Here is a 17147-nt window from a genome sequence, read left to right as displayed (position 1 = left end):
GTTTACCCATTATGGTTAAATTCACCCTAGTAGGTGTTGGAAAATGAACGTAAAAAAAGGGGGGAAACTAGAAAGCTTATACTTAGTGCTTACTACAACCTTTTAAAACTTGGTGATTTTAAATAGGAGGCAGTTGTAGATAATAAGAAGGAGTAAAAGCATATTTCATTCTGTTTTTGCTTTAAACCCTCTAATGTGGTATAATTTTATATTGCGTATATAAAACGTATATAAAGGGATAAAAAATATATCATTGGGAGTGTTTTTGAATGACAGAAAAAATTGAAGTTGGTAGTGTTTTAACGGGAAAAGTAACAGGAATTCAAGCATATGGTGCGTTTGTTGCTTTAGATGAAAATACACAAGGTCTTGTGCATATTTCTGAAATTAAACATGGTTTTGTTAAAGATGTAAGTGAGCATTTAACAGTTGGTGACGAAGTAAAGGTAAAGGTTCTTTCTATAAACGAAGAAAAAGGGAAAATTAGTCTTTCAATTCGTGCAACAGAAAAAGCACCAGAGAAGGCTCCACTTCAAAAAATTATGAAGAAGAACAATGAAAAGTCTGATGTTGAAGTACAAGGCTTTAATACGTTAAAAGATAAGCTAGAAGAGTGGATCGAGCAATCAAGTAATCGTGAAAATCTTTTAAAGAAATAATGGGAAAATAAAAAAGGTAGGAATTCCTACCTTTTTTATTTTTATACAAATTAGCGAGAAGCTCTTGGTTCTGGACTTGTTTCTACTTCTTTCCAAGGCTTAAACAGTAAGCCAAGGTTGATGATACCCGCAATTCCAACTAAACCATAAATGATTCGAGCAAGTGCTGAATCTTGTCCGCCAAAGATGGCTGCGACTAGATCGAACTGGAAAAATCCAATTAATCCCCAGTTGATCGCCCCAATTATCGTAAGAGCTAATGCAAGTCGTTGAATTGTACTCACAAGGTTTCCCTCCTTAATAGTGAAAGCTATTACTACGTTTTTAGGATGAGTACTTTCCTACAAAATTATGCATACTTCTTAAGGAGTCACATTTCTTTACAATGTTTTCTTCAGTACTACATAATAAGGGTAATCAACTTTATAGGAGGAATTTAATTCGTGGAACAGTTTATCTTTAATAATCCAACAAAGCTCATTTTTGGGAAAGAAACGTTAGAGCATGTAAAAGAAGAAGTTAAAGTGTACGGAAAAAAAGTATTGCTTGTCTATGGTGGAGGAAGTATTAAACGTAATGGACTATATGATCAAGTTCTTGGACTTTTAGAAGAAATTGGAGCAGAGGTTCATGAATTAGCTGGTGTGGAACCAAATCCTCGATTAACGACTGCTAAAAGAGGTATTGAGATTTGTAAAAAAGAGGGCATTGAATTCGTTTTAGCTGTTGGCGGTGGAAGTGTAATTGACTGCACAAAGCTCATTGCAGCGGGTGCAAAATATGACGGGGATGCATGGGACCTTGTAACACATAAAGCTGAGGTTTTAGGGGCATTACCATTTGGTACAGTTCTAACTCTTGCTGCAACCGGTTCAGAGATGAACGCTGGGTCTGTTATTACTAATTGGGAAACAAATGAGAAATATGGATGGGGTAGCCCAGCAACATTCCCTAAGTTTTCAATACTTGATCCCGTACATACGTACTCAGTACCAAAAGATCAAACAATCTATGGTATCGTTGACATGATGTCACATGTATTTGAGCATTATTTCCATACAGCAACAAACACACCTCTTCAAGATCGTATGTGTGAATCTATTTTGCTTACAGTTATGGAAGTTGGACCTCAATTAGTAAACGACTTAGAAAACTATGAGCTTCGCGAAACGATTCTTTATTGTGGCACGATGGCTTTGAATGGTATGGTTTCCATGGGATATCGAGGAGATTGGGCATCCCATAATATGGAGCATGCTGTTTCGGCTGTATATGACATCCCGCACGCTGGTGGTCTAGCTATTCTGTTCCCGAATTGGATGAAACACACCTTAGATACGAATGTTTATCGTTTTGTACAGCTTGCTGTTCGAGTATTTAATGTTAATCCTGAAGGTAAAACAGATAGAGAAGTTGCACTAGAAGGCATTGAGAAAGTTCGCGCATTCTGGACTAGTATCGGAGCTCCAACTAGACTGGCTGATTATGAAATTGGTGACGACCAGCTCGAATTAATGGCCGATAAGGCGATGACACGCGGTGAATTCGGAAACTTCAAGCCATTACAAAAAGAAGACGTATTAGCTATACTACGTGCATCTTTATAAAAAAATCAAAGCGGCTCTCAAAAAAGGGCCGCTAATTTTCTGTAAAAAAAGTGATGTACACGCTTTCATGTGACTTTGGCTTCTTGATTTGAATAAGTATATTCGGGTAAAGTGAAAGAGGCAGGATTTTTATTATTAGGAGGCTTTTGTTGATGACCCATATTAAATTTGATTATTCGAAGGCATTATCCTTTTTCGGGGAGCATGAACTTACATATTTAAGAGATGCTGTAAAGGTTGCGCATCATTCTCTACATGAACAGACAGGAGCAGGGAGTGAGTTTTTAGGGTGGATTAATCTCCCAACAGAATATGATAAAGAAGAATTTTCAAGAATTGTCAAAAGTGCTGAAAAAATCAAGGCTGATTCAGACGTCTTATTAGTAGTAGGAATCGGGGGATCATATCTTGGTGCACGTGCTGCCATTGAGCTATTAAATCACTCATTCTACAATGCTTTAACTAAGGAGCAAAGGAAGACCCCACAGGTTATCTTTGTTGGGAATAACATCAGTTCTACCTATATGAAAGATGTAATGGATGTGCTTGAAGGGAAGGATTTCTCTATTAATGTCATATCTAAATCAGGTACAACCACAGAGCCGGCCATTGCTTTCCGACTTTTCCGTAAGCTATTAGAAGAAAAGTACGGAAAAGAAGAGTCAAGAAAGCGTATATATGCGACAACAGACAAAGAACGCGGAGCCTTAAAAACGTTAGCAAGTGAAGAAGGCTACGAAACATTTGTCATAGCAGATGATATTGGCGGACGATATTCTGTGTTAACAGCAGTGGGGTTACTTCCAATTGCAGTTAGTGGGGCAAACATCGAGGCAATCATGAAGGGTGCAGCTGCTTCAAGTGAGGATTTCAGCCATTCTGAACTTGAAGATAATGCGGCTTATCAATATGCTGCTGTAAGAAATGTTCTTTACAATAAGGGTAAGACGATTGAAATGCTCGTCAACTATGAGCCAGGCTTGCAATATTTTTCTGAATGGTGGAAGCAGCTTTTTGGAGAAAGTGAAGGAAAGGATCAAAAGGGTATCTTCCCATCATCAGCAAACTTCTCGACAGACCTGCATTCATTAGGTCAATACGTTCAAGAAGGTCGTCGTGATTTGTTTGAAACCATTTTATATGTGGAAAAATCCCGTCATGAGTTAACGATTGAATCAGAAGAACAAGATTTAGACGGATTGAATTATATAGCGGGTGAATCAATTGATTACGTCAATAAAAAAGCTTATCAAGGGACGATGCTCGCACACACAGATGGTGGAGTTCCAAACTTAATCATAGAACTTCCAGAACTCGATGCCTACACGTTTGGCTATCTTGTCTATTTCTTTGAAAAAGCTTGTGCAATGAGTGGGTACTTGCTTGGCGTAAATCCTTTTGACCAACCAGGGGTAGAAGCATATAAGGTCAATATGTTTGCATTACTTGGAAAGGCTGGCTTTGAAGAGAAGAAAGCTGAGCTTGAGAAGAGATTAAAATAATAAGACGGAGTGAGGTGCATAAACTCACTCCGTCTTTTTGTGTGGGGTAAAATGGGGTAATATGTCTTATCGCCGATAAATGTCAATTAACGCTGATATAATCTAAAAATCGCTGATAAAAATAAAAAATCGACGATATATTTGAATAATCGCTGAAATAAATGGAAAATAGCTAATATACGGCAGTTCACTAGGTTTTCTTCTCACTTCTTTTCGAAATATGACGATATACAACAAAGAATTCACATTTCTCTCCATAGCCAATCAAAACTAACAACCAAATCAATATTTTCCCCTGAACTGGATAACCTAAGGATATACCGATTAAGGAGTTGGTCATATGATTGAAGTCCCTTCAGAACTTGAAGGTCGTTCTTTTAATTTATATAAGCTTGAACAGACTTTAAAGCCTTTGGGCTATGTGATCGGTGGGAATTGGGATTACGATCATGGATATTTTGATTATAAGATTGATGATGAAGTAGGATATCAATTCCTACGTGTTCCATTTAAGGCGATTGATGGCCAATTAGATTCGCAGAATACAACGGTAGAAGTAAAGCGACCTTTTCTTCTTTCCCACAAATATCAAATAGGGCTTGATGATAATGCGCTGGTGTGGAATAAATCCGCTTCGTTCAACCAGTTTTCAGAGCCTCAGGACCCTGACGCCCAGTTTCCAGAGAAGTATGTTGACCTTGGTAAATCACTTGTAAAGGAACTTGAAGACTCACTTTTAGATGATTAATGTCTAATGACGAGCAATTCATCAAATTCAGTAATTTGAAAGGTTGGGGGTGGGTTGATATAAGACTCTTCCCCTCTTTTAATTCCAATCACCAATATATTTTCGCTTATGAGTTTATTTAAGCATTCCTGATAGGTAAGACCTTCATTTTTTGCGGTCGCCAAAAGGTACTCTAGATTATTACCGGCTAGGTTATCAAGCATATCAAGCAGTGTTTCAGACATTCCATTTGAGACAATACTATTCGTCATGACAGAGCTTGTTAGTTTATTTGTTTGGATAATCTCATTAGCACCAGCTCGACTGGCATTTGAAATTTGTTTTTTTGTTAACATTTCAACAATGGTGTAGAGGTCTGGATTTAACCCTTTTGCAGTGACCAAAGTTAAGATCGTAGACATATCTGAATGGATTTCGTTCTTGCTCTGATCCGCCGATATAATAATGATTTCTGCATGCATAATGTTTGCCCGTTCAAGCGTATCATCGTGAGTGGGATTGCCCTTTATAAATGTAACATTTGAATACGTTACAGGATTTTGTTTCAAGGTTTCATCAACTAATACAATAGGTAGTCTTTTCTTTGCTTGGAGCTGATTGATTGTTTCACGAATCCGTTCATTCCAGCCGACTAGAATAATGTGCTTTTTTCCATTGTAAGTGGACATTCCATCTAAAAATGAATTTTGCCGCGTTACAGTTGCGGCAGCAATGGAGGCAAAATAGAAGGTCATAAAGCCAGTTCCACCAAGGATTAACAGAATACCAACTGAACGGCCTAGACTTGTGGTTGGAGAAAAATCCCCGTAACCTACTGTAGAGACCGTTATGATTGCCCACCAAATTCCTTCGTACAAGGTAGTGAAATTTTGTGGTTCGACAAAATGAATAAGGGCTCCAAATACAGTAATCGTTGCAAGTGTAAGTAATACAAGCCGTAAAACGATTGGAAGTCTTAAATAAGAAACTACGACCGGGTACAGCTTCATTTTGAATCATCCTTCTTAGAAGAACCTTCTTTTATAGGTAAGAGTGTCAGAATCTCTTTCAGTATTTTATTAATACGGTCATTAATTTCACTTGCTCCATATACTTTTTTTGCTTTTTCGATAATTTGAATGGTATCCTCTTCAAATACGATCAATGGCAAGTCCTTGTCTGCATCATTGTATAGCTGAATGAATACATCAAGGCCTTCATTTAGCTTATCAATGGCGTCACTTAATGTTTGTTTCTCCTGCTCGTTCACTTTCATACGCTCACCTCGATTCTAGTGTTGCCATTTCTTTCTTTCCTCATAACCTTTATCCTTTTGACGATGATTGAGCATGAAGAAGTAAATTGTGAATCATACTATACTTGTTAATTGCTAAAAAGGAGGTACATACCATGAAGAAACTTTTACTTTTACTGTTAGCGCTTGGTGTAATCATGACAGGCTGCACAAACGCTTCTGATTCAGATAGTCCTGATGCAAATGAGACAGGCGGAAATAGCGGCGACAGTGATGGATCGTCATCAACATCATAAGAAAAGCGGAAGCGCCATGATCAGCCCCGAAAACCCTAGTTTGGAAACTACCTACGTACTATTTTAAAAATGAAACTGGAGTGATTACAATGGAAATGAATCGAATTAAACAAGTTGTCTCTTCACCAAAAGAAATCATCGTCAAATACAACGGAGTACCCGTTTGGATTCAAGGCTATGATGAGAATGCAAATACTGCGAGAGTGTATGCACGTTCGAATCCTGATGATGAGATGGATGTTGCAGCCGGTGAATTAACCGAAGAATAACGTAAGGCCTCGCAGTTAGCGGGGCCATTTATTTTAGAAAATTGGAGAATGCATGAGAATACTCTAGGTAATTAATTCCAACCCTACTATTTTACATAACTTTCTCAGAATATATATTATGGGGGTACTAGATTTTTTTTCTTAGAAGGGTGGGGACTGTTAATGGAAGTGTTTGTGGCAAGACAGCCTATTTTCAATGAAAAGGAAGAAGTCATTGCATATGAATTGCTGTATAGAAACAGCGCTTTTAATGGGTATTCCCACACTGACGGTGATAAAGCAACGACAGATGTTATTGTAAATAGCTTCTTGAATATTGGCCTTGGTGAGCTATCGAAGGGAAAACCTTGTTTTATTAACTTCACGGAAAACCTCCTCAAGCTAAAGGTTCCTACCTATTTCATGCCACTTTCTATAGTGGTAGAGATCTTAGAGAATGTAAAAGCAACTAAAGAGGTAATTGCTATATGTAAGGAATTGAAGTCGTTTGGCTATACAATTGCTTTAGATGATTTTTTTCTATTACATGGAGATGAAAATGTACTCGAACTTTTACACTATGTTGACTATGTGAAAATTGATTTTAGATCAACTACAAGAGAAGCCAGGAACCAGCTAATGGAATACTTACAAACCTATCGTTTAAAGTTTTTAGCTGAAAAAGTAGAAACACGAGAAGAATATGAGCAAGCAGTGTTAGACGGCTATACCTATTTCCAAGGATACTTCTTTAGTAAGCCTGTCATTTTACAAGGTCATGATATTCCCCCTTACTATTATTCATACTTGCTCGTGCTGAAGGAACTAGATATGCCGATTCCAGATATTGATCATATAACAATGGTTATTGAAAAGGATCTATCTATTTCGTATAAACTTCTAAAATTAATTAATTCTCCTACTATACGCCCTAAATATGAGGTTAGTTCTATTAAACAGGCAATTGTGCTTTTAGGTCTGATTGAAATCAATAAGTGGATTTATGTACTGTCGATTAAAGGAATTAACACGGATAAAAATGATGTTGCTTCAAGGGAAGTAATCCATTTAAGTTTAACGAGAGCAAAGCTAGGTGAACTCATCGGAAAAACGAAGGATCCATTAACTAGCTCGAAATATTTCTTATTAGGAATGTTCTCATTAATTGATACGATTCTAAAAGTTCCAATTGAAAAGATCATGGATGAATTGCCATTAGCTGTTGAAATAAAAGAGGCTCTGCTAGGGCAAGAAAACGATTTGAAGAAGCTATTAGATTTGATGAAATCAGTTGAAAGAATGCAACTTACTAGTAAGACTGTAACTGCTTTATCACCGACTATGAACGAGATAAAAATGTTTGAATTATACGCTGAAGCAAATGTCTGGGCAGACAAGCTTATGGGTGATGCTTTGGATATGGAAAAATAAAATACCTACTATAAATAGGTGTTTTTTGTTTGGAAAAAAACCGTTTCAGTTGTTGATCAAGAACTCTAATCATATAAATGAATAAAATCCTATGCACTAAAATAAAAACCTGAGGTGTAGCGAATGGCGGCAAATCAGATTCAGAAAGAAAAAATTTTTATTAATGGTAGATGGATGGAAACGAAGGAGTATTCCATTCTTTATGCACCATATAGTGGTGAAGCTTTGGCTGAAATACCCGTGTCTTCCTTAGCAGATGTAAACCTTGCTGCCCTTGCAGCAGAAAATGCAAAGCTAACATTGAGGAAAATGCCTGCCCACGAACGTGCATCCATTTTAGAGAAAATGGCCCAACTATTTCAAGACCGATTCCAAGAGGCAGCTGAAATTATTGCGAAAGAAGCAGGAAAGCCCATTACTACAGCAAAAGGTGAAGTATCTAGAACCATTCAAACATATAAATTCGCCGCAGAGGAAGCAAAACGAATACATGGTGAAACCATTCCAATGCACGCTGCGCCTGGAGGGGAAAACCGGATCGCCTACACAGTCCGTGAGCCGATTGGGGTGGTAGCAGCGATTACCCCTTTTAACTTTCCAATGAATTTAGTCGCACATAAAGTAGGGCCAGCAATTGCAGCAGGAAATCCAGTTGTATTAAAGCCTGCCTCACAAACTCCGCTTTCTGCTTTCTTTTTAGCCAAAATAGCAGAAGAAGCAGGTCTTCCAAAAGGTGCTTTGAATGTCATTACAGGAAAAGGGAGTATCATCGGTGACGCTTTAGTTCAACACGACCTTGTCAAGATGGTAACCTTTACAGGTAGTCCTACTGTTGGAATTGCTTTACGAAATAAAGCTGGTTTAAAAAGAGTTATACTAGAACTTGGTTCCAATTCAGCACTTATAGTAGATCAAGGTGTGCCAATAGATAAGATGATTTCTCGATGTGTAACAGGAGCTTTCGCTTATCAAGGACAAGTTTGTATTTCGATACAGCGAGTGTATGTACATGAAAATGTATATGAAGAATTTGTAGAAAAGTTTGTGGCTGCAGCAAGAAAACTAAAACTAGGAGATCCACTTGATGAAGCGACGGATTTATCAGCTTTAATTTCACACAATGATGTAGAACGAGCAAAGAAATGGATTCAAGAAGCGGTCGTAAACGGAGCTACAATAGCGATAGGTGGGGAGTCTACAGGGAATATCCTACATCCTACTGTCTTGTTAAATGTTCAAAAAGACTCAAATGTATCCTGCCAAGAAGTGTTTGCTCCAATTGTTTTAATCAATAGTGTTTCTTCTATTCAAGAAGCAATGGATTACGTAAATAACTCACAATTTGGTCTACAAGCTGGAATCTATACAGAGAACATTCATGTTGCACTTGACGCAGCTGAACAGCTTTATGTGGGTGCTGTTCTAATCAATGACATTCCAACTTTTAGGGTTGATCATATGCCGTATGGTGGGGTGAAAAATAGTGGAACGGGTAGAGAGGGAATTAGATATGCAATTGAGGAAATGACTGAATTGAAGCTAATTATTATAAATAGAGGCTAGTTTTATTTATCAGAAATTTAAGGACATATATTGATAGGAACAAGTTTCGTAATGAAGCTTGTTCTTTTTTTTATATATATAAATTTCGCTCAGGTTACTATTTTTTCCTCAACCTGTAACATTATGAAAAGGAATACGTCACATAGTTGAAATCAAAAAAACATGAGGTGAATAAATATGAAATGGTTCAAGTATATCCCCGTTTTATTGTTAGTAATGGCTCTAGCAGCTTGTGGAACAAACGCTAATGAAGATTCAACAATTGAAAATTCTACTGCTGTGAATGGGGTAGAGGATAGCTCGTCAAACGCAGAAACTGATACTTCACAAGAAGAAGTTATTACCGAAGAAGCCGCATACGCAGGTCAAATTGATAGTAACTCAATTGAAGTAAATACGGAGTCTCAAACTTTAGCCTTACAGATTGGAGAAGTAAAAGATGTAGATTGGAACAGCATTGAGAAGGATGCACCAGTTGTCATTGAGTATTACAAGAATGAAAATGGTCAGCATATATTAACAAATATTGATGTCGCAACAGTGAGTAAAATGAAAGCAATTATAGAAGAAGGCGCCTATGTTGGCCAGATTGATATGAATTCAATCGAAGTGAATACTGAATTTAAAACCTTGGCTTTAAATGTTGGAGGCGTAGAAGGTGTGGACTGGAGTAGCATTGAAAAAAATGCTCAAGTCATTATAGACTACTACGAGAATGAAAAAGGTCAGTATATTTTACAAAGCATTAAAGTGAAGTAATAATCTCAGATGATACGGCTGCTTTTTTAGAGCATAGAACAGATGGTGCAACCTAAAAAACACAAATTCTAGCTTAGGATTTGTGTTTTTTCTTATTAGTATAATAAAGGGTCTGCCTCAACTATCTCTAGGTTTAAATACATACTCGACGATAAGTCGATTTCATATGGTATCACTTCTTGTTCTTCTTCGTTTCTTGTAATCCTGATCTCAGGTCGTCCAACAGCATTGAAATTATACTTGGATACAATTCCGGTTCGACCGTCATTCAATTTGACAGTTAGTCCCTCAGGATAAATAGCGATACAACCTTTAAACAAATGGATCTGATCACTTTCAAATTGGGTTCCACTACCAGTATAAAGTAATTCAAGTCCTTTATGCGGTAAGAGAGCCGGACGATAAGACCTCGGAGTTGTGACGGCATCAAAAACATCTGCAACACTTACTATTTTTGCGTATTTATGAATTTCATTGTCTTGTAAACCTCGAGGGTATCCAGTGCCGTCGACTCTTTCGTGGTGTTGAAATGCACAGTGAGCAACTGTCAAAGGAATTTCAGGAACTTTTCTCAAAGTATCAAATCCTGACATACAGTGTGATTGTATTAACTCGATTTCTTCAGCCGTCAAAGGCTCAACTTTATTTAAAACTTCAAGAGGAATATACATCTTTCCTAGATCGTGCAATATGGCACCTAAACCGATTTCTTCAATATTTTTTAAAGGTAGACCATTTTATAAAGGGGTTTACCCAATTTCATTCCTGGCTTACACCTATCTAAAGCTATGAGACGCATTTGTGACCCTCCTGTAAAGACGGTTATTATTTAGTAAGGATATATACAATGATCATTTTCTTTTTTCGACAAAATTCTCTTTAATCCTGCATGGAAAAAGGGGAGACTTTTGAAGATTTTTCTAAAAAGGAATGAGTAGATAAAACCAAAACTCGAGAAATATATATAACTCTTTTTATATACCTAATAGGTATGTTATTATTTATTCATGAATATATGTAAGGAAGTGATGCATTGGAGTTTGTAATCTTGGGGCTTCTGATGATTCGTAATTTAACACAATATGATATTAGAAATGCCTTGCAACAGAAAGTATCTCCTTTTTTTAGTGCCAGCCTTGGAAGTATTCAAGCAGCCCTAAAAAAATTGGAAGGCAACAGTCATGTAGAACTCAACGAAGTGGTCGAAAATGGTCGAAGAAAAAAAATCTACACAATAAACAAATTAGGAAAACAGTATTTTTTGGATTGGATGCTGTCTTCAATTGCACCAAATCGTTTAGAGCAGGATGCGACAACACGACTGTTCTTCTTAGGACATATGACTATAGCCGACCGTCATGCAATTGTCGAAGAAATCATTACCGGGCTCGAAACCACCGTTCTTGAATTCCAATCCGCCTCCCTTGATGCCAACCTGAAAGAAGTACCAGAACATTTAAAGCATGTAGTGAAATACCAGATAAAAACCTTAGAATTGGGACTCTTTTATCACCAAAGTATGTTGGGATGGTTTCAGAATCTTTTACTTGAATTGGAGGAAAGACCATATGAGTAAGATTAGTAACAAAACGACAAAATCAGGAAGTAATTACTTTATCATCGAGAATAAGGGAAAAGAAACAATTTTGATGTTACATCCTGCCTTTACTGACCATAAAATATTCGAGTTTCAAACAGAATACTTTAAAGAAAAATATCAGTTGATACTATTGGATTTGCCTGGTCATGGTGAAAGACAAGTCAAGGGATCTAAGTCTACAATTGGTGATATGCCTGAGGTTTTAAACCAAATATTGTTCGAAAACAACATCGCTTCCTGCCATCTTATTGGAGTCTCATTGGGATCTCTAGTTGCACAAGCATTTGCTGCCCGATATCCTAATCAGGTAATGTCAGTCATTATTGTGGGAGGATATTCGATCCATAAAGCGAATGAGGATATTCTGAAGTCTCAAAAAAGGGAAGGTTTAAAATGGATACTTTATATTCTATTTTCAATGAAGAGTTTTAGAAGATATGTCACTTCAGTTTCAAGTCACACGGATCTTTGTCGTGAATTGTTCGCTAGCGGGACCAAGCATTTTAAAAGAAGGTCTTTTGCCGCAATGGCTGGTATTAATACCTTTTTTATAAATAAGGATACTCCTATATCATACCCTCTTTTAATTATCGTTGGTGAACATGATCAAAAGCTTATTCAAGAGTCCGCTACCAAACTGCATGCATTAGAAAAGCATTCTCAATATGTGCTTTTGCAGGGTGCTGGTCATTGTGCAAATGTAGATGTTCCCGATAAATTCAACGGAATAGCAGAAAAATTTTTATCCGAAATCCGCTTATTATCTAGTGCCAATCATAATGGCTAAATGGGAAATCATACCTGATTAACTTGCTCAATAATCCATCGCTGATATTTTTACAAGTTAAATAAGGTAAATCCTGTCCACTACGAGACTTCTAGTCAGGCTACTAGGTTGATAAAGAGGGTATTCACATTTGAATATGACTACCCACTTTAGCTTATTCACTAAAATGCTTTTCAATAGGCAGCTATCTTTCTTGAAATTTATTCTTATAGAGGATGTTCAAAAAGTCCGGCAAAAATAGCTTCGAATTTCTTCGTCAGCTCGTCTTTCCGCTCCTCACGTATACAAAACATACGCGCAGGTAGCTCAAGACTTCGCTTCCTTGAACTTCTTTGCTCTTTTTGTCCTCCTTTTTGAACAGGCTCTTATACTCAAAATAACATAAAAAAACACTTCCTATTTAGAATAATGGAAGTGTTGAGGTATTCCGCTCAAAAGTTGAGTTGGTTGCTAAGAAAACATAGTAAATTATAGATGGAGACTAGGGGGATCGAACCCCTGACCTTTTGACTGCCAGCCAAACGCTCTCCCAGCTGAGCTAAGCCCCCGAATGGTAATGAAAAAATTATAGCATGCTAGAGGATATTGTACAATCTGATTTTTTTAAAAATGTTTAAAGCTTTAATTCTTTGGAAAAAATGACACCAACTATACAAGTAGGGGGTTCTATTTTTGAAAAAAAGATATGTCTTTGGGGTAATTACTTCTATTTTAGTAGTAATTATGGTGTTTTTTAACCCAGGTCAAGATAAATATGTTTCGTGGGTCGCTGAACGTATTAAAGAGGATAAAGGGATTTTAGTAAGTATCGGCGTAGATTATCTTGCAAAACCAATCATCGCTTCTTCCACAACAAAGAACGATTACTTCTTTTTTTCTGTCTATCATACAAATTTGTTATCGGACAAAGATATTATTACACTAGGGGTCATGAACCAGTTTATCCCAATTAAAAGCATAGCCTTTAAAAAATAACGAAGTCCATCGGGCTTCGTTTTTTATATACAACCAAACCACATCCTACTATAAAAAATGGAATATGTCACAACCGGACATGCATAAAATGAATAGAAGTATGTGGATGGGGGAAATTCAGTTGAAAAAAATAATCGTGCCATTACTAATTTTGGGAATTGTTGCTATTATAGAATCTCCTTTGGCATTAGAACACGAAAGAGCCGATTTTTACAGTAGTATTCCTGCAGCGACTGAGCCAGAGGCTGAGGCAGAATTGGAAGCTGTCGGTATAGTAAGCTTAGAAACGGAGCTCGTCAAAAAAGAGATTATTGATGGCTACATTCTAGAAACCTATCAGGAATTTGAAGTCATTCGGGATGAAGAAGGTGAAATCATAGAAAGTGCAGCAACCTCGAACTTTAATTACTTACGCTACCACATTCAGAAACCATAAAAAAGCATAGAGGCTGTACCTCTATGCTTTTTGTGTAAATCTATTTAAAACGAGCTTCTGACTACCACTAGATTTTCTCTTTGTTCCAACGACCCATTCTCGAAGCTTATACTTTTGAATATTACCAGAAGCCGTCATAGGGTAGTCATCAACAAACCTGATATATTCAGGAACTTTATAGAATGATAATCTGCCTTTAAAATATTTTCGCATATCACTTTCTTCTATATAATATTCAACTTTTAATTTAATACAGGCGCCAACGCGCTCCCCATACTTCTCGTCTAATACACCAATCACTTGCACATCAACGATTGCTGAATGCTGGTAAAGAAAGAAAATCCTCACTCTCTCTAGGGTAGATATTCTCTCCTCCGCGAATAATCATATCCTTTAACCTGCCAGTAATAGCTAGGTTTCCTTCAGCATCCATTGTTGCTAAGTCTGCAGTATGTAACCATCCATCTTGATCCACGGTATCCATTGTGGCCTCAGGCATATTATAATACCCTTACATTACAAGATACCCTCTGGTGCACAATTCACCCTGAGTGTCTCTAGGCACCTCTTTTCCTGTTAAAGGATCGATTACTTTTACCTCAACAAAAGGATGTGCCTTACCGACAGATTGAACACGTCTTTCAATCGAATCATCTGTCACCGTTTGAGTTATTACGGGAGAGGCTTCAGTTTGTCCATAGGCTATTGTGATATCTGACATCGACATCTCGCTCATAACTCGTTTCATGACTTCAATGGGACAATTGGAACCAGCCATAATACCAGTCCGCAAAGAAGAAACATCATAGTCCTTAAAACGAGAATGGTTTAACTCAGCAATAAACATTGTTGGGACACCGTGTAATCCTGTGCAGCGTTCCTTTTCGGTTGTTCGCAATACGATTTCAGGTTCAAACTCAACAATTGGTAACATGGTTGCACCAACTGAAACACATGCAAGAACCCCAAGGACACAACCGAAACAATGGAAGAAAGGGACCGGAATACATAAACGATCCTCATTCGTTAGCTTCATTGCGCTGGTAACAAGGTAACCGTTATTTGCTATATCGTGGTGGGCTAGCATGACACCTTTCGGGAATCCAGTCGTTCCAGAAGTATATTGCATGTTAATAACAGTAGTAGGTCGAATTTCTTGTTCTCTAGCATATAGCTCTTCATCGGAAACACCATGATGTAGCTCGTGCATATCAGTCCAGCTCATCATACCTAAAGGGGTAAATTCTTTGCCGATAAAAATAAGATTTTTCAGTAGAGGAACTCCATTAGGAGAATCATCAATAATTGAAGATAAAACTTCCGGAAAAGAAGTACCTTTGAAGCCAACTATAAAAAACAAGGTGGTACTATCAGACTGCCTTAATAAATACTCTAATTCACTAGATTGATAACTAGTGTTGACCGTTACTAGAACAGCACCTATTCGAGCGGATGCAAACTGAAGAATAACCCATTTCCGGAACATTCTTTTACCCAAATCGCAATGTGCTCACCCTTTTTTATACCCAAGCCCATAAGTGCTTTGGCAACCCGAGATGTCTCAGTCCAGAATTGCTGGTATGTATACCGAACTTCTTCTTTGGAATATACCAAGGACTCATGATCGCCAAATCTCTGAACAGAATTATAGAGAAGTTCCCCAATGTTTTCATTTTTTAGCTGAATTATTTTCTTCCCCCTTATTGTTAGAAAAGATTAGAATGAAAGTAGCTCAATGTGGTATATATAATTATAAACAATATTTTAGAAATTTCAAAATATTTATATGGGAGAGAAAAATGAAATCACATCTAGCAAAAGCCTATCTTGCATTAGTCATCGGAGTAATTACCGTTTCTGCATCAGCCATATTGGTCAAGCTTGCAGATGCTCCATCATCTGTTACTGCATTTTACCGAATATTCTTCTCAGTTTTAATCATGGCACCTATATTCTTTGCGAAATACGTAAAGGAACTCAAAACAATAGGGAAGAGAGATTGGATTTTTTCCACAATAGCCGGGATCTTTCTCGCACTCCATTTCGTGCTGTGGTTTGAATCCTTGCGCTTTACTTCAGTTGCTAGTTCTGTTGTCCTTGTGACCATGCAGCCCTTATTTGCCTTTTTAGGAACTTATTTATTTTTTAAAGAGAAGTTAACAGTGTCAGCTATACTTAGTGGCCTATTAGCTGTTGTTGGGAGTTTGATCATTAGCTGGGGTGACTTTAGAATAAGTGGATTAGCTCTATGGGGAGACATCCTCGCATTAATCGCATGCATTCTAGTAACCATCTATTTATTGTTTGGACAAAATGTAAGAAGTAGATTATCCCTTGTAACTTATACATTTATTGTTTATCTAGTAAGTGCAGTCACTCTATTCATTTATGTGCTAATAAGTGGTGATCCTTTTATACCATATGAGCAAGAGCAGTGGATGTATTTTATTCTATTAGCCATCTTTCCAACTTTGCTAGGACATACCATGTTTAACTTTGCCTTACGTTGGGTGAGCACATCTATCATATCGGTAACGATTTTAATTGAACCAATAGGAGCCTCAATTCTAGCTTACTATATTTTAAGCGAGTCGATTTTGTTCCACCAGATTATAGGTGGAATAGTTGTGATTTTGGGGATCTGTCTATTTATGTTTTGGCAAAAAGAAGAGAAGATTCAAGCGGAAAATAAAATCGCCTAGTATTTAACTAGGCGACTGTAGACGAGAAAGAGTGAGCAAACATGGCAAATATAAGCCCCATTACAAAACAGAAAATCATGGTTCCTCCTCTAACGCGTCCTTGTTCATCACTAATTTTCATAGCTTCCCAGTAACCAAGTAAAAATAAGAAAACTGACATAATAAAAGATAACATCATAGTTGCTTGAAATATCATAAATGATCCTCCCAAAGAAATTCTCTAGTAAATCGTATGATAGAGTAAACAAGAATATGATAAAAATCCAAGATAGTTTACTCCACAAGTTATGAACAGATAGATTGCAGTTACCCAAAAATTGTTCACCCTATTAAGACAAGTTATTAATTCACATACCATTACCAGTGAATAAATGAGGGTGGAGAAAAAAATTCTGCTTTAAAATGTATAACTTTAGTAGCCTGAGGTAATTTTCAATTTCCTGTCATATAGATGGAGGACTGTTAGGGAAATTCTATTAAGCTAAAGGAAATACGAGAGGTCCAATTAGAGAAATGAATAAATTTTTACTATCTAAAGATAGAAACAATTTCTCAGGCGTGTTGATTATCCAAAAATAGACAGACCAATCCTGTTAGTGA

19 protein-coding genes, 1 tRNA gene and 1 pseudogene are annotated in these 17147 nt (G+C 37.1%); 14 read left to right on the top strand and 7 right to left on the bottom strand.

What is annotated here, in order from left to right:
• The first annotated feature begins 269 nt into the window (after nt 1-269).
• On the top strand, nt 270-659 hold the full coding sequence (gene yugI, locus ACOI1C_RS15485; protein ID WP_422511414.1) for a S1 domain-containing post-transcriptional regulator GSP13: 390 nt from the start codon (nt 270-272) through the stop codon (nt 657-659).
• Between the two features lie 50 nt (nt 660-709).
• Here the strand turns inward: yugI and ACOI1C_RS15480 are convergent, their stop codons facing one another.
• Nucleotides 710-943, bottom strand: a complete 234-nt coding sequence (locus ACOI1C_RS15480; RefSeq protein WP_422511412.1) for a DUF378 domain-containing protein — start codon at nt 941-943, stop codon at nt 710-712.
• 159 nt (nt 944-1102) lie between these two features.
• Here ACOI1C_RS15480 and ACOI1C_RS15475 point away from each other — a divergent pair, with 159 nt between their 5' ends.
• From ACOI1C_RS15475 to ACOI1C_RS15465, 3 genes are all read left to right on the top strand, one after another.
• Complete coding sequence (locus ACOI1C_RS15475) at nt 1103-2266, top strand: iron-containing alcohol dehydrogenase (protein WP_422511410.1); 1164 nt, start codon at nt 1103-1105, stop codon at nt 2264-2266.
• Between the two features lie 152 nt (nt 2267-2418).
• The gene (locus ACOI1C_RS15470) at nt 2419-3768 is read left to right on the top strand and encodes a glucose-6-phosphate isomerase (protein WP_422511409.1); all 1350 of its coding nucleotides are present in this window, start codon (nt 2419-2421) and stop codon (nt 3766-3768) included.
• A 340-nt stretch (nt 3769-4108) separates the two neighbouring features.
• A complete protein-coding gene (locus tag ACOI1C_RS15465) occupies nt 4109-4516 on the top strand; it encodes a YugN-like family protein (protein ID WP_422511407.1) in 408 nt (135 codons plus the stop codon).
• On the opposite strand, the gene ACOI1C_RS15460 is transcribed toward ACOI1C_RS15465, so the two are convergent.
• Both ACOI1C_RS15460 and ACOI1C_RS15455 read right to left on the bottom strand, forming a co-directional pair.
• Nucleotides 4513-5505 carry a potassium channel family protein gene (locus ACOI1C_RS15460; RefSeq protein ID WP_422511406.1) on the bottom strand — a complete coding sequence of 331 codons (993 nt, stop codon included), beginning with the start codon at nt 5503-5505 and terminating at the stop codon, nt 4513-4515. The genes ACOI1C_RS15465 and ACOI1C_RS15460 overlap by 4 nt on opposite strands.
• Nucleotides 5502-5771: an atypical membrane-integrating protein (Mistic protein) gene (locus ACOI1C_RS15455; protein ID WP_422511405.1), complete on the bottom strand. Its 270-nt coding sequence runs from the start codon at nt 5769-5771 to the stop codon at nt 5502-5504. Before ACOI1C_RS15455 ends, ACOI1C_RS15460 begins: the two co-directional genes overlap by 4 nt.
• A gap of 134 nt (nt 5772-5905) precedes the next feature.
• Here ACOI1C_RS15455 and ACOI1C_RS15450 point away from each other — a divergent pair, with 134 nt between their 5' ends.
• The 5 genes from ACOI1C_RS15450 to ACOI1C_RS15430 all read left to right on the top strand — a co-directional run bounded on the left by ACOI1C_RS15450 (nt 5906) and on the right by ACOI1C_RS15430 (nt 10047).
• The gene (locus ACOI1C_RS15450; RefSeq protein WP_422511404.1) at nt 5906-6046 is read left to right on the top strand and encodes a hypothetical protein; all 141 of its coding nucleotides are present in this window, start codon (nt 5906-5908) and stop codon (nt 6044-6046) included.
• An 89-nt stretch (nt 6047-6135) separates the two neighbouring features.
• Nucleotides 6136-6315, top strand: coding sequence for an H-type small acid-soluble spore protein (locus tag ACOI1C_RS15445; protein WP_422511402.1), 180 nt, complete (start codon nt 6136-6138; stop codon nt 6313-6315).
• A gap of 162 nt (nt 6316-6477) precedes the next feature.
• Nucleotides 6478-7725, top strand: coding sequence for an EAL and HDOD domain-containing protein (locus tag ACOI1C_RS15440; protein ID WP_422511401.1), 1248 nt, complete (start codon nt 6478-6480; stop codon nt 7723-7725).
• 123 nt (nt 7726-7848) lie between these two features.
• On the top strand, nt 7849-9288 hold the full coding sequence (locus ACOI1C_RS15435; protein ID WP_422511399.1) for an aldehyde dehydrogenase family protein: 1440 nt from the start codon (nt 7849-7851) through the stop codon (nt 9286-9288).
• Between the two features lie 177 nt (nt 9289-9465).
• A complete protein-coding gene (locus ACOI1C_RS15430; RefSeq protein WP_422511397.1) occupies nt 9466-10047 on the top strand; it encodes a hypothetical protein in 582 nt (193 codons plus the stop codon).
• A 95-nt stretch (nt 10048-10142) separates the two neighbouring features.
• On the opposite strand, the gene ACOI1C_RS15425 is transcribed toward ACOI1C_RS15430, so the two are convergent.
• Entirely contained in the window at nt 10143-10754 is a 612-nt protein-coding gene (locus tag ACOI1C_RS15425) for an HD-GYP domain-containing protein (protein ID WP_422511508.1), read from the bottom strand.
• A gap of 326 nt (nt 10755-11080) precedes the next feature.
• On the opposite strand from ACOI1C_RS15425, the gene ACOI1C_RS15420 reads away from it, so the two are divergent.
• A complete protein-coding gene (locus ACOI1C_RS15420; protein ID WP_422511395.1) occupies nt 11081-11623 on the top strand; it encodes a PadR family transcriptional regulator in 543 nt (180 codons plus the stop codon).
• On the top strand, nt 11616-12434 hold the full coding sequence (locus ACOI1C_RS15415) for an alpha/beta fold hydrolase (protein WP_422511394.1): 819 nt from the start codon (nt 11616-11618) through the stop codon (nt 12432-12434). The genes ACOI1C_RS15420 and ACOI1C_RS15415 overlap by 8 nt, the downstream gene beginning before the upstream one ends.
• A gap of 475 nt (nt 12435-12909) precedes the next feature.
• Here the strand turns inward: ACOI1C_RS15415 and ACOI1C_RS15410 are convergent.
• Nucleotides 12910-12982: transfer RNA gene (locus ACOI1C_RS15410), tRNA-Ala, on the bottom strand.
• A gap of 124 nt (nt 12983-13106) precedes the next feature.
• Between ACOI1C_RS15410 and ACOI1C_RS15405 the strand changes: the two genes are divergently transcribed.
• Both ACOI1C_RS15405 and ACOI1C_RS15400 read left to right on the top strand, forming a co-directional pair.
• Nucleotides 13107-13409 (top strand): DUF4359 domain-containing protein, encoded by a 303-nt coding sequence (locus ACOI1C_RS15405; protein ID WP_422511393.1) that lies wholly within the window; start codon nt 13107-13109, stop codon nt 13407-13409.
• Nucleotides 13410-13530: 121 nt separating this feature from the next.
• Nucleotides 13531-13845, top strand: a complete 315-nt coding sequence (locus ACOI1C_RS15400) for a hypothetical protein (protein ID WP_422511392.1) — start codon at nt 13531-13533, stop codon at nt 13843-13845.
• A gap of 21 nt (nt 13846-13866) precedes the next feature.
• Here ACOI1C_RS15400 and ACOI1C_RS15395 read toward each other — a convergent pair.
• Nucleotides 13867-15534 (bottom strand): annotated as a pseudogene (locus ACOI1C_RS15395) (AMP-binding protein).
• A 110-nt stretch (nt 15535-15644) separates the two neighbouring features.
• Here ACOI1C_RS15395 and ACOI1C_RS15390 point away from each other — a divergent pair.
• Complete coding sequence (locus tag ACOI1C_RS15390) at nt 15645-16547, top strand: DMT family transporter (RefSeq protein WP_422511391.1); 903 nt, start codon at nt 15645-15647, stop codon at nt 16545-16547.
• A 7-nt stretch (nt 16548-16554) separates the two neighbouring features.
• Here ACOI1C_RS15390 and ACOI1C_RS15385 read toward each other — a convergent pair whose 3' ends face one another.
• Complete coding sequence (locus ACOI1C_RS15385) at nt 16555-16743, bottom strand: hypothetical protein (protein WP_422511390.1); 189 nt, start codon at nt 16741-16743, stop codon at nt 16555-16557.
• Nucleotides 16744-17147 lie beyond the last annotated feature (404 nt).

This window comes from Bacillus sp. DJP31, assembly GCF_049310945.1.
In the GTDB taxonomy this organism is placed as follows: domain Bacteria; phylum Bacillota; class Bacilli; order Bacillales; family SA4; genus Bacillus_BS.
Note: the sequence above shows the minus strand (reverse complement) of the source record. Positions and strands in the feature narration are given on the sequence as shown.

Excerpts from the sequence above, each read along its gene's own strand:
- yugI (WP_422511414.1), top strand. The coding sequence starts at position 270 with ATGACAGAAAAAATTGAAGTTGGTAGTGTTTTAACGGGAAAAGTAACA.
- ACOI1C_RS15470 (WP_422511409.1), top strand. The coding sequence starts at position 2,419 with ATGACCCATATTAAATTTGATTATTCGAAGGCATTATCCTTTTTCGGG.
- ACOI1C_RS15465 (WP_422511407.1), top strand. The coding sequence starts at position 4,109 with ATGATTGAAGTCCCTTCAGAACTTGAAGGTCGTTCTTTTAATTTATAT.
- ACOI1C_RS15460 (WP_422511406.1), bottom strand. The coding sequence starts at position 5,505 with ATGAAGCTGTACCCGGTCGTAGTTTCTTATTTAAGACTTCCAATCGTT.
- ACOI1C_RS15455 (WP_422511405.1), bottom strand. The coding sequence starts at position 5,771 with ATGAAAGTGAACGAGCAGGAGAAACAAACATTAAGTGACGCCATTGAT.
- ACOI1C_RS15450 (WP_422511404.1), top strand. The coding sequence starts at position 5,906 with ATGAAGAAACTTTTACTTTTACTGTTAGCGCTTGGTGTAATCATGACA.
- ACOI1C_RS15445 (WP_422511402.1), top strand. The coding sequence starts at position 6,136 with ATGGAAATGAATCGAATTAAACAAGTTGTCTCTTCACCAAAAGAAATC.
- ACOI1C_RS15440 (WP_422511401.1), top strand. The coding sequence starts at position 6,478 with ATGGAAGTGTTTGTGGCAAGACAGCCTATTTTCAATGAAAAGGAAGAA.
- ACOI1C_RS15435 (WP_422511399.1), top strand. The coding sequence starts at position 7,849 with ATGGCGGCAAATCAGATTCAGAAAGAAAAAATTTTTATTAATGGTAGA.
- ACOI1C_RS15430 (WP_422511397.1), top strand. The coding sequence starts at position 9,466 with ATGAAATGGTTCAAGTATATCCCCGTTTTATTGTTAGTAATGGCTCTA.
- ACOI1C_RS15415 (WP_422511394.1), top strand. The coding sequence starts at position 11,616 with ATGAGTAAGATTAGTAACAAAACGACAAAATCAGGAAGTAATTACTTT.
- ACOI1C_RS15390 (WP_422511391.1), top strand. The coding sequence starts at position 15,645 with ATGAAATCACATCTAGCAAAAGCCTATCTTGCATTAGTCATCGGAGTA.
- ACOI1C_RS15385 (WP_422511390.1), bottom strand. The coding sequence starts at position 16,743 with ATGATATTTCAAGCAACTATGATGTTATCTTTTATTATGTCAGTTTTC.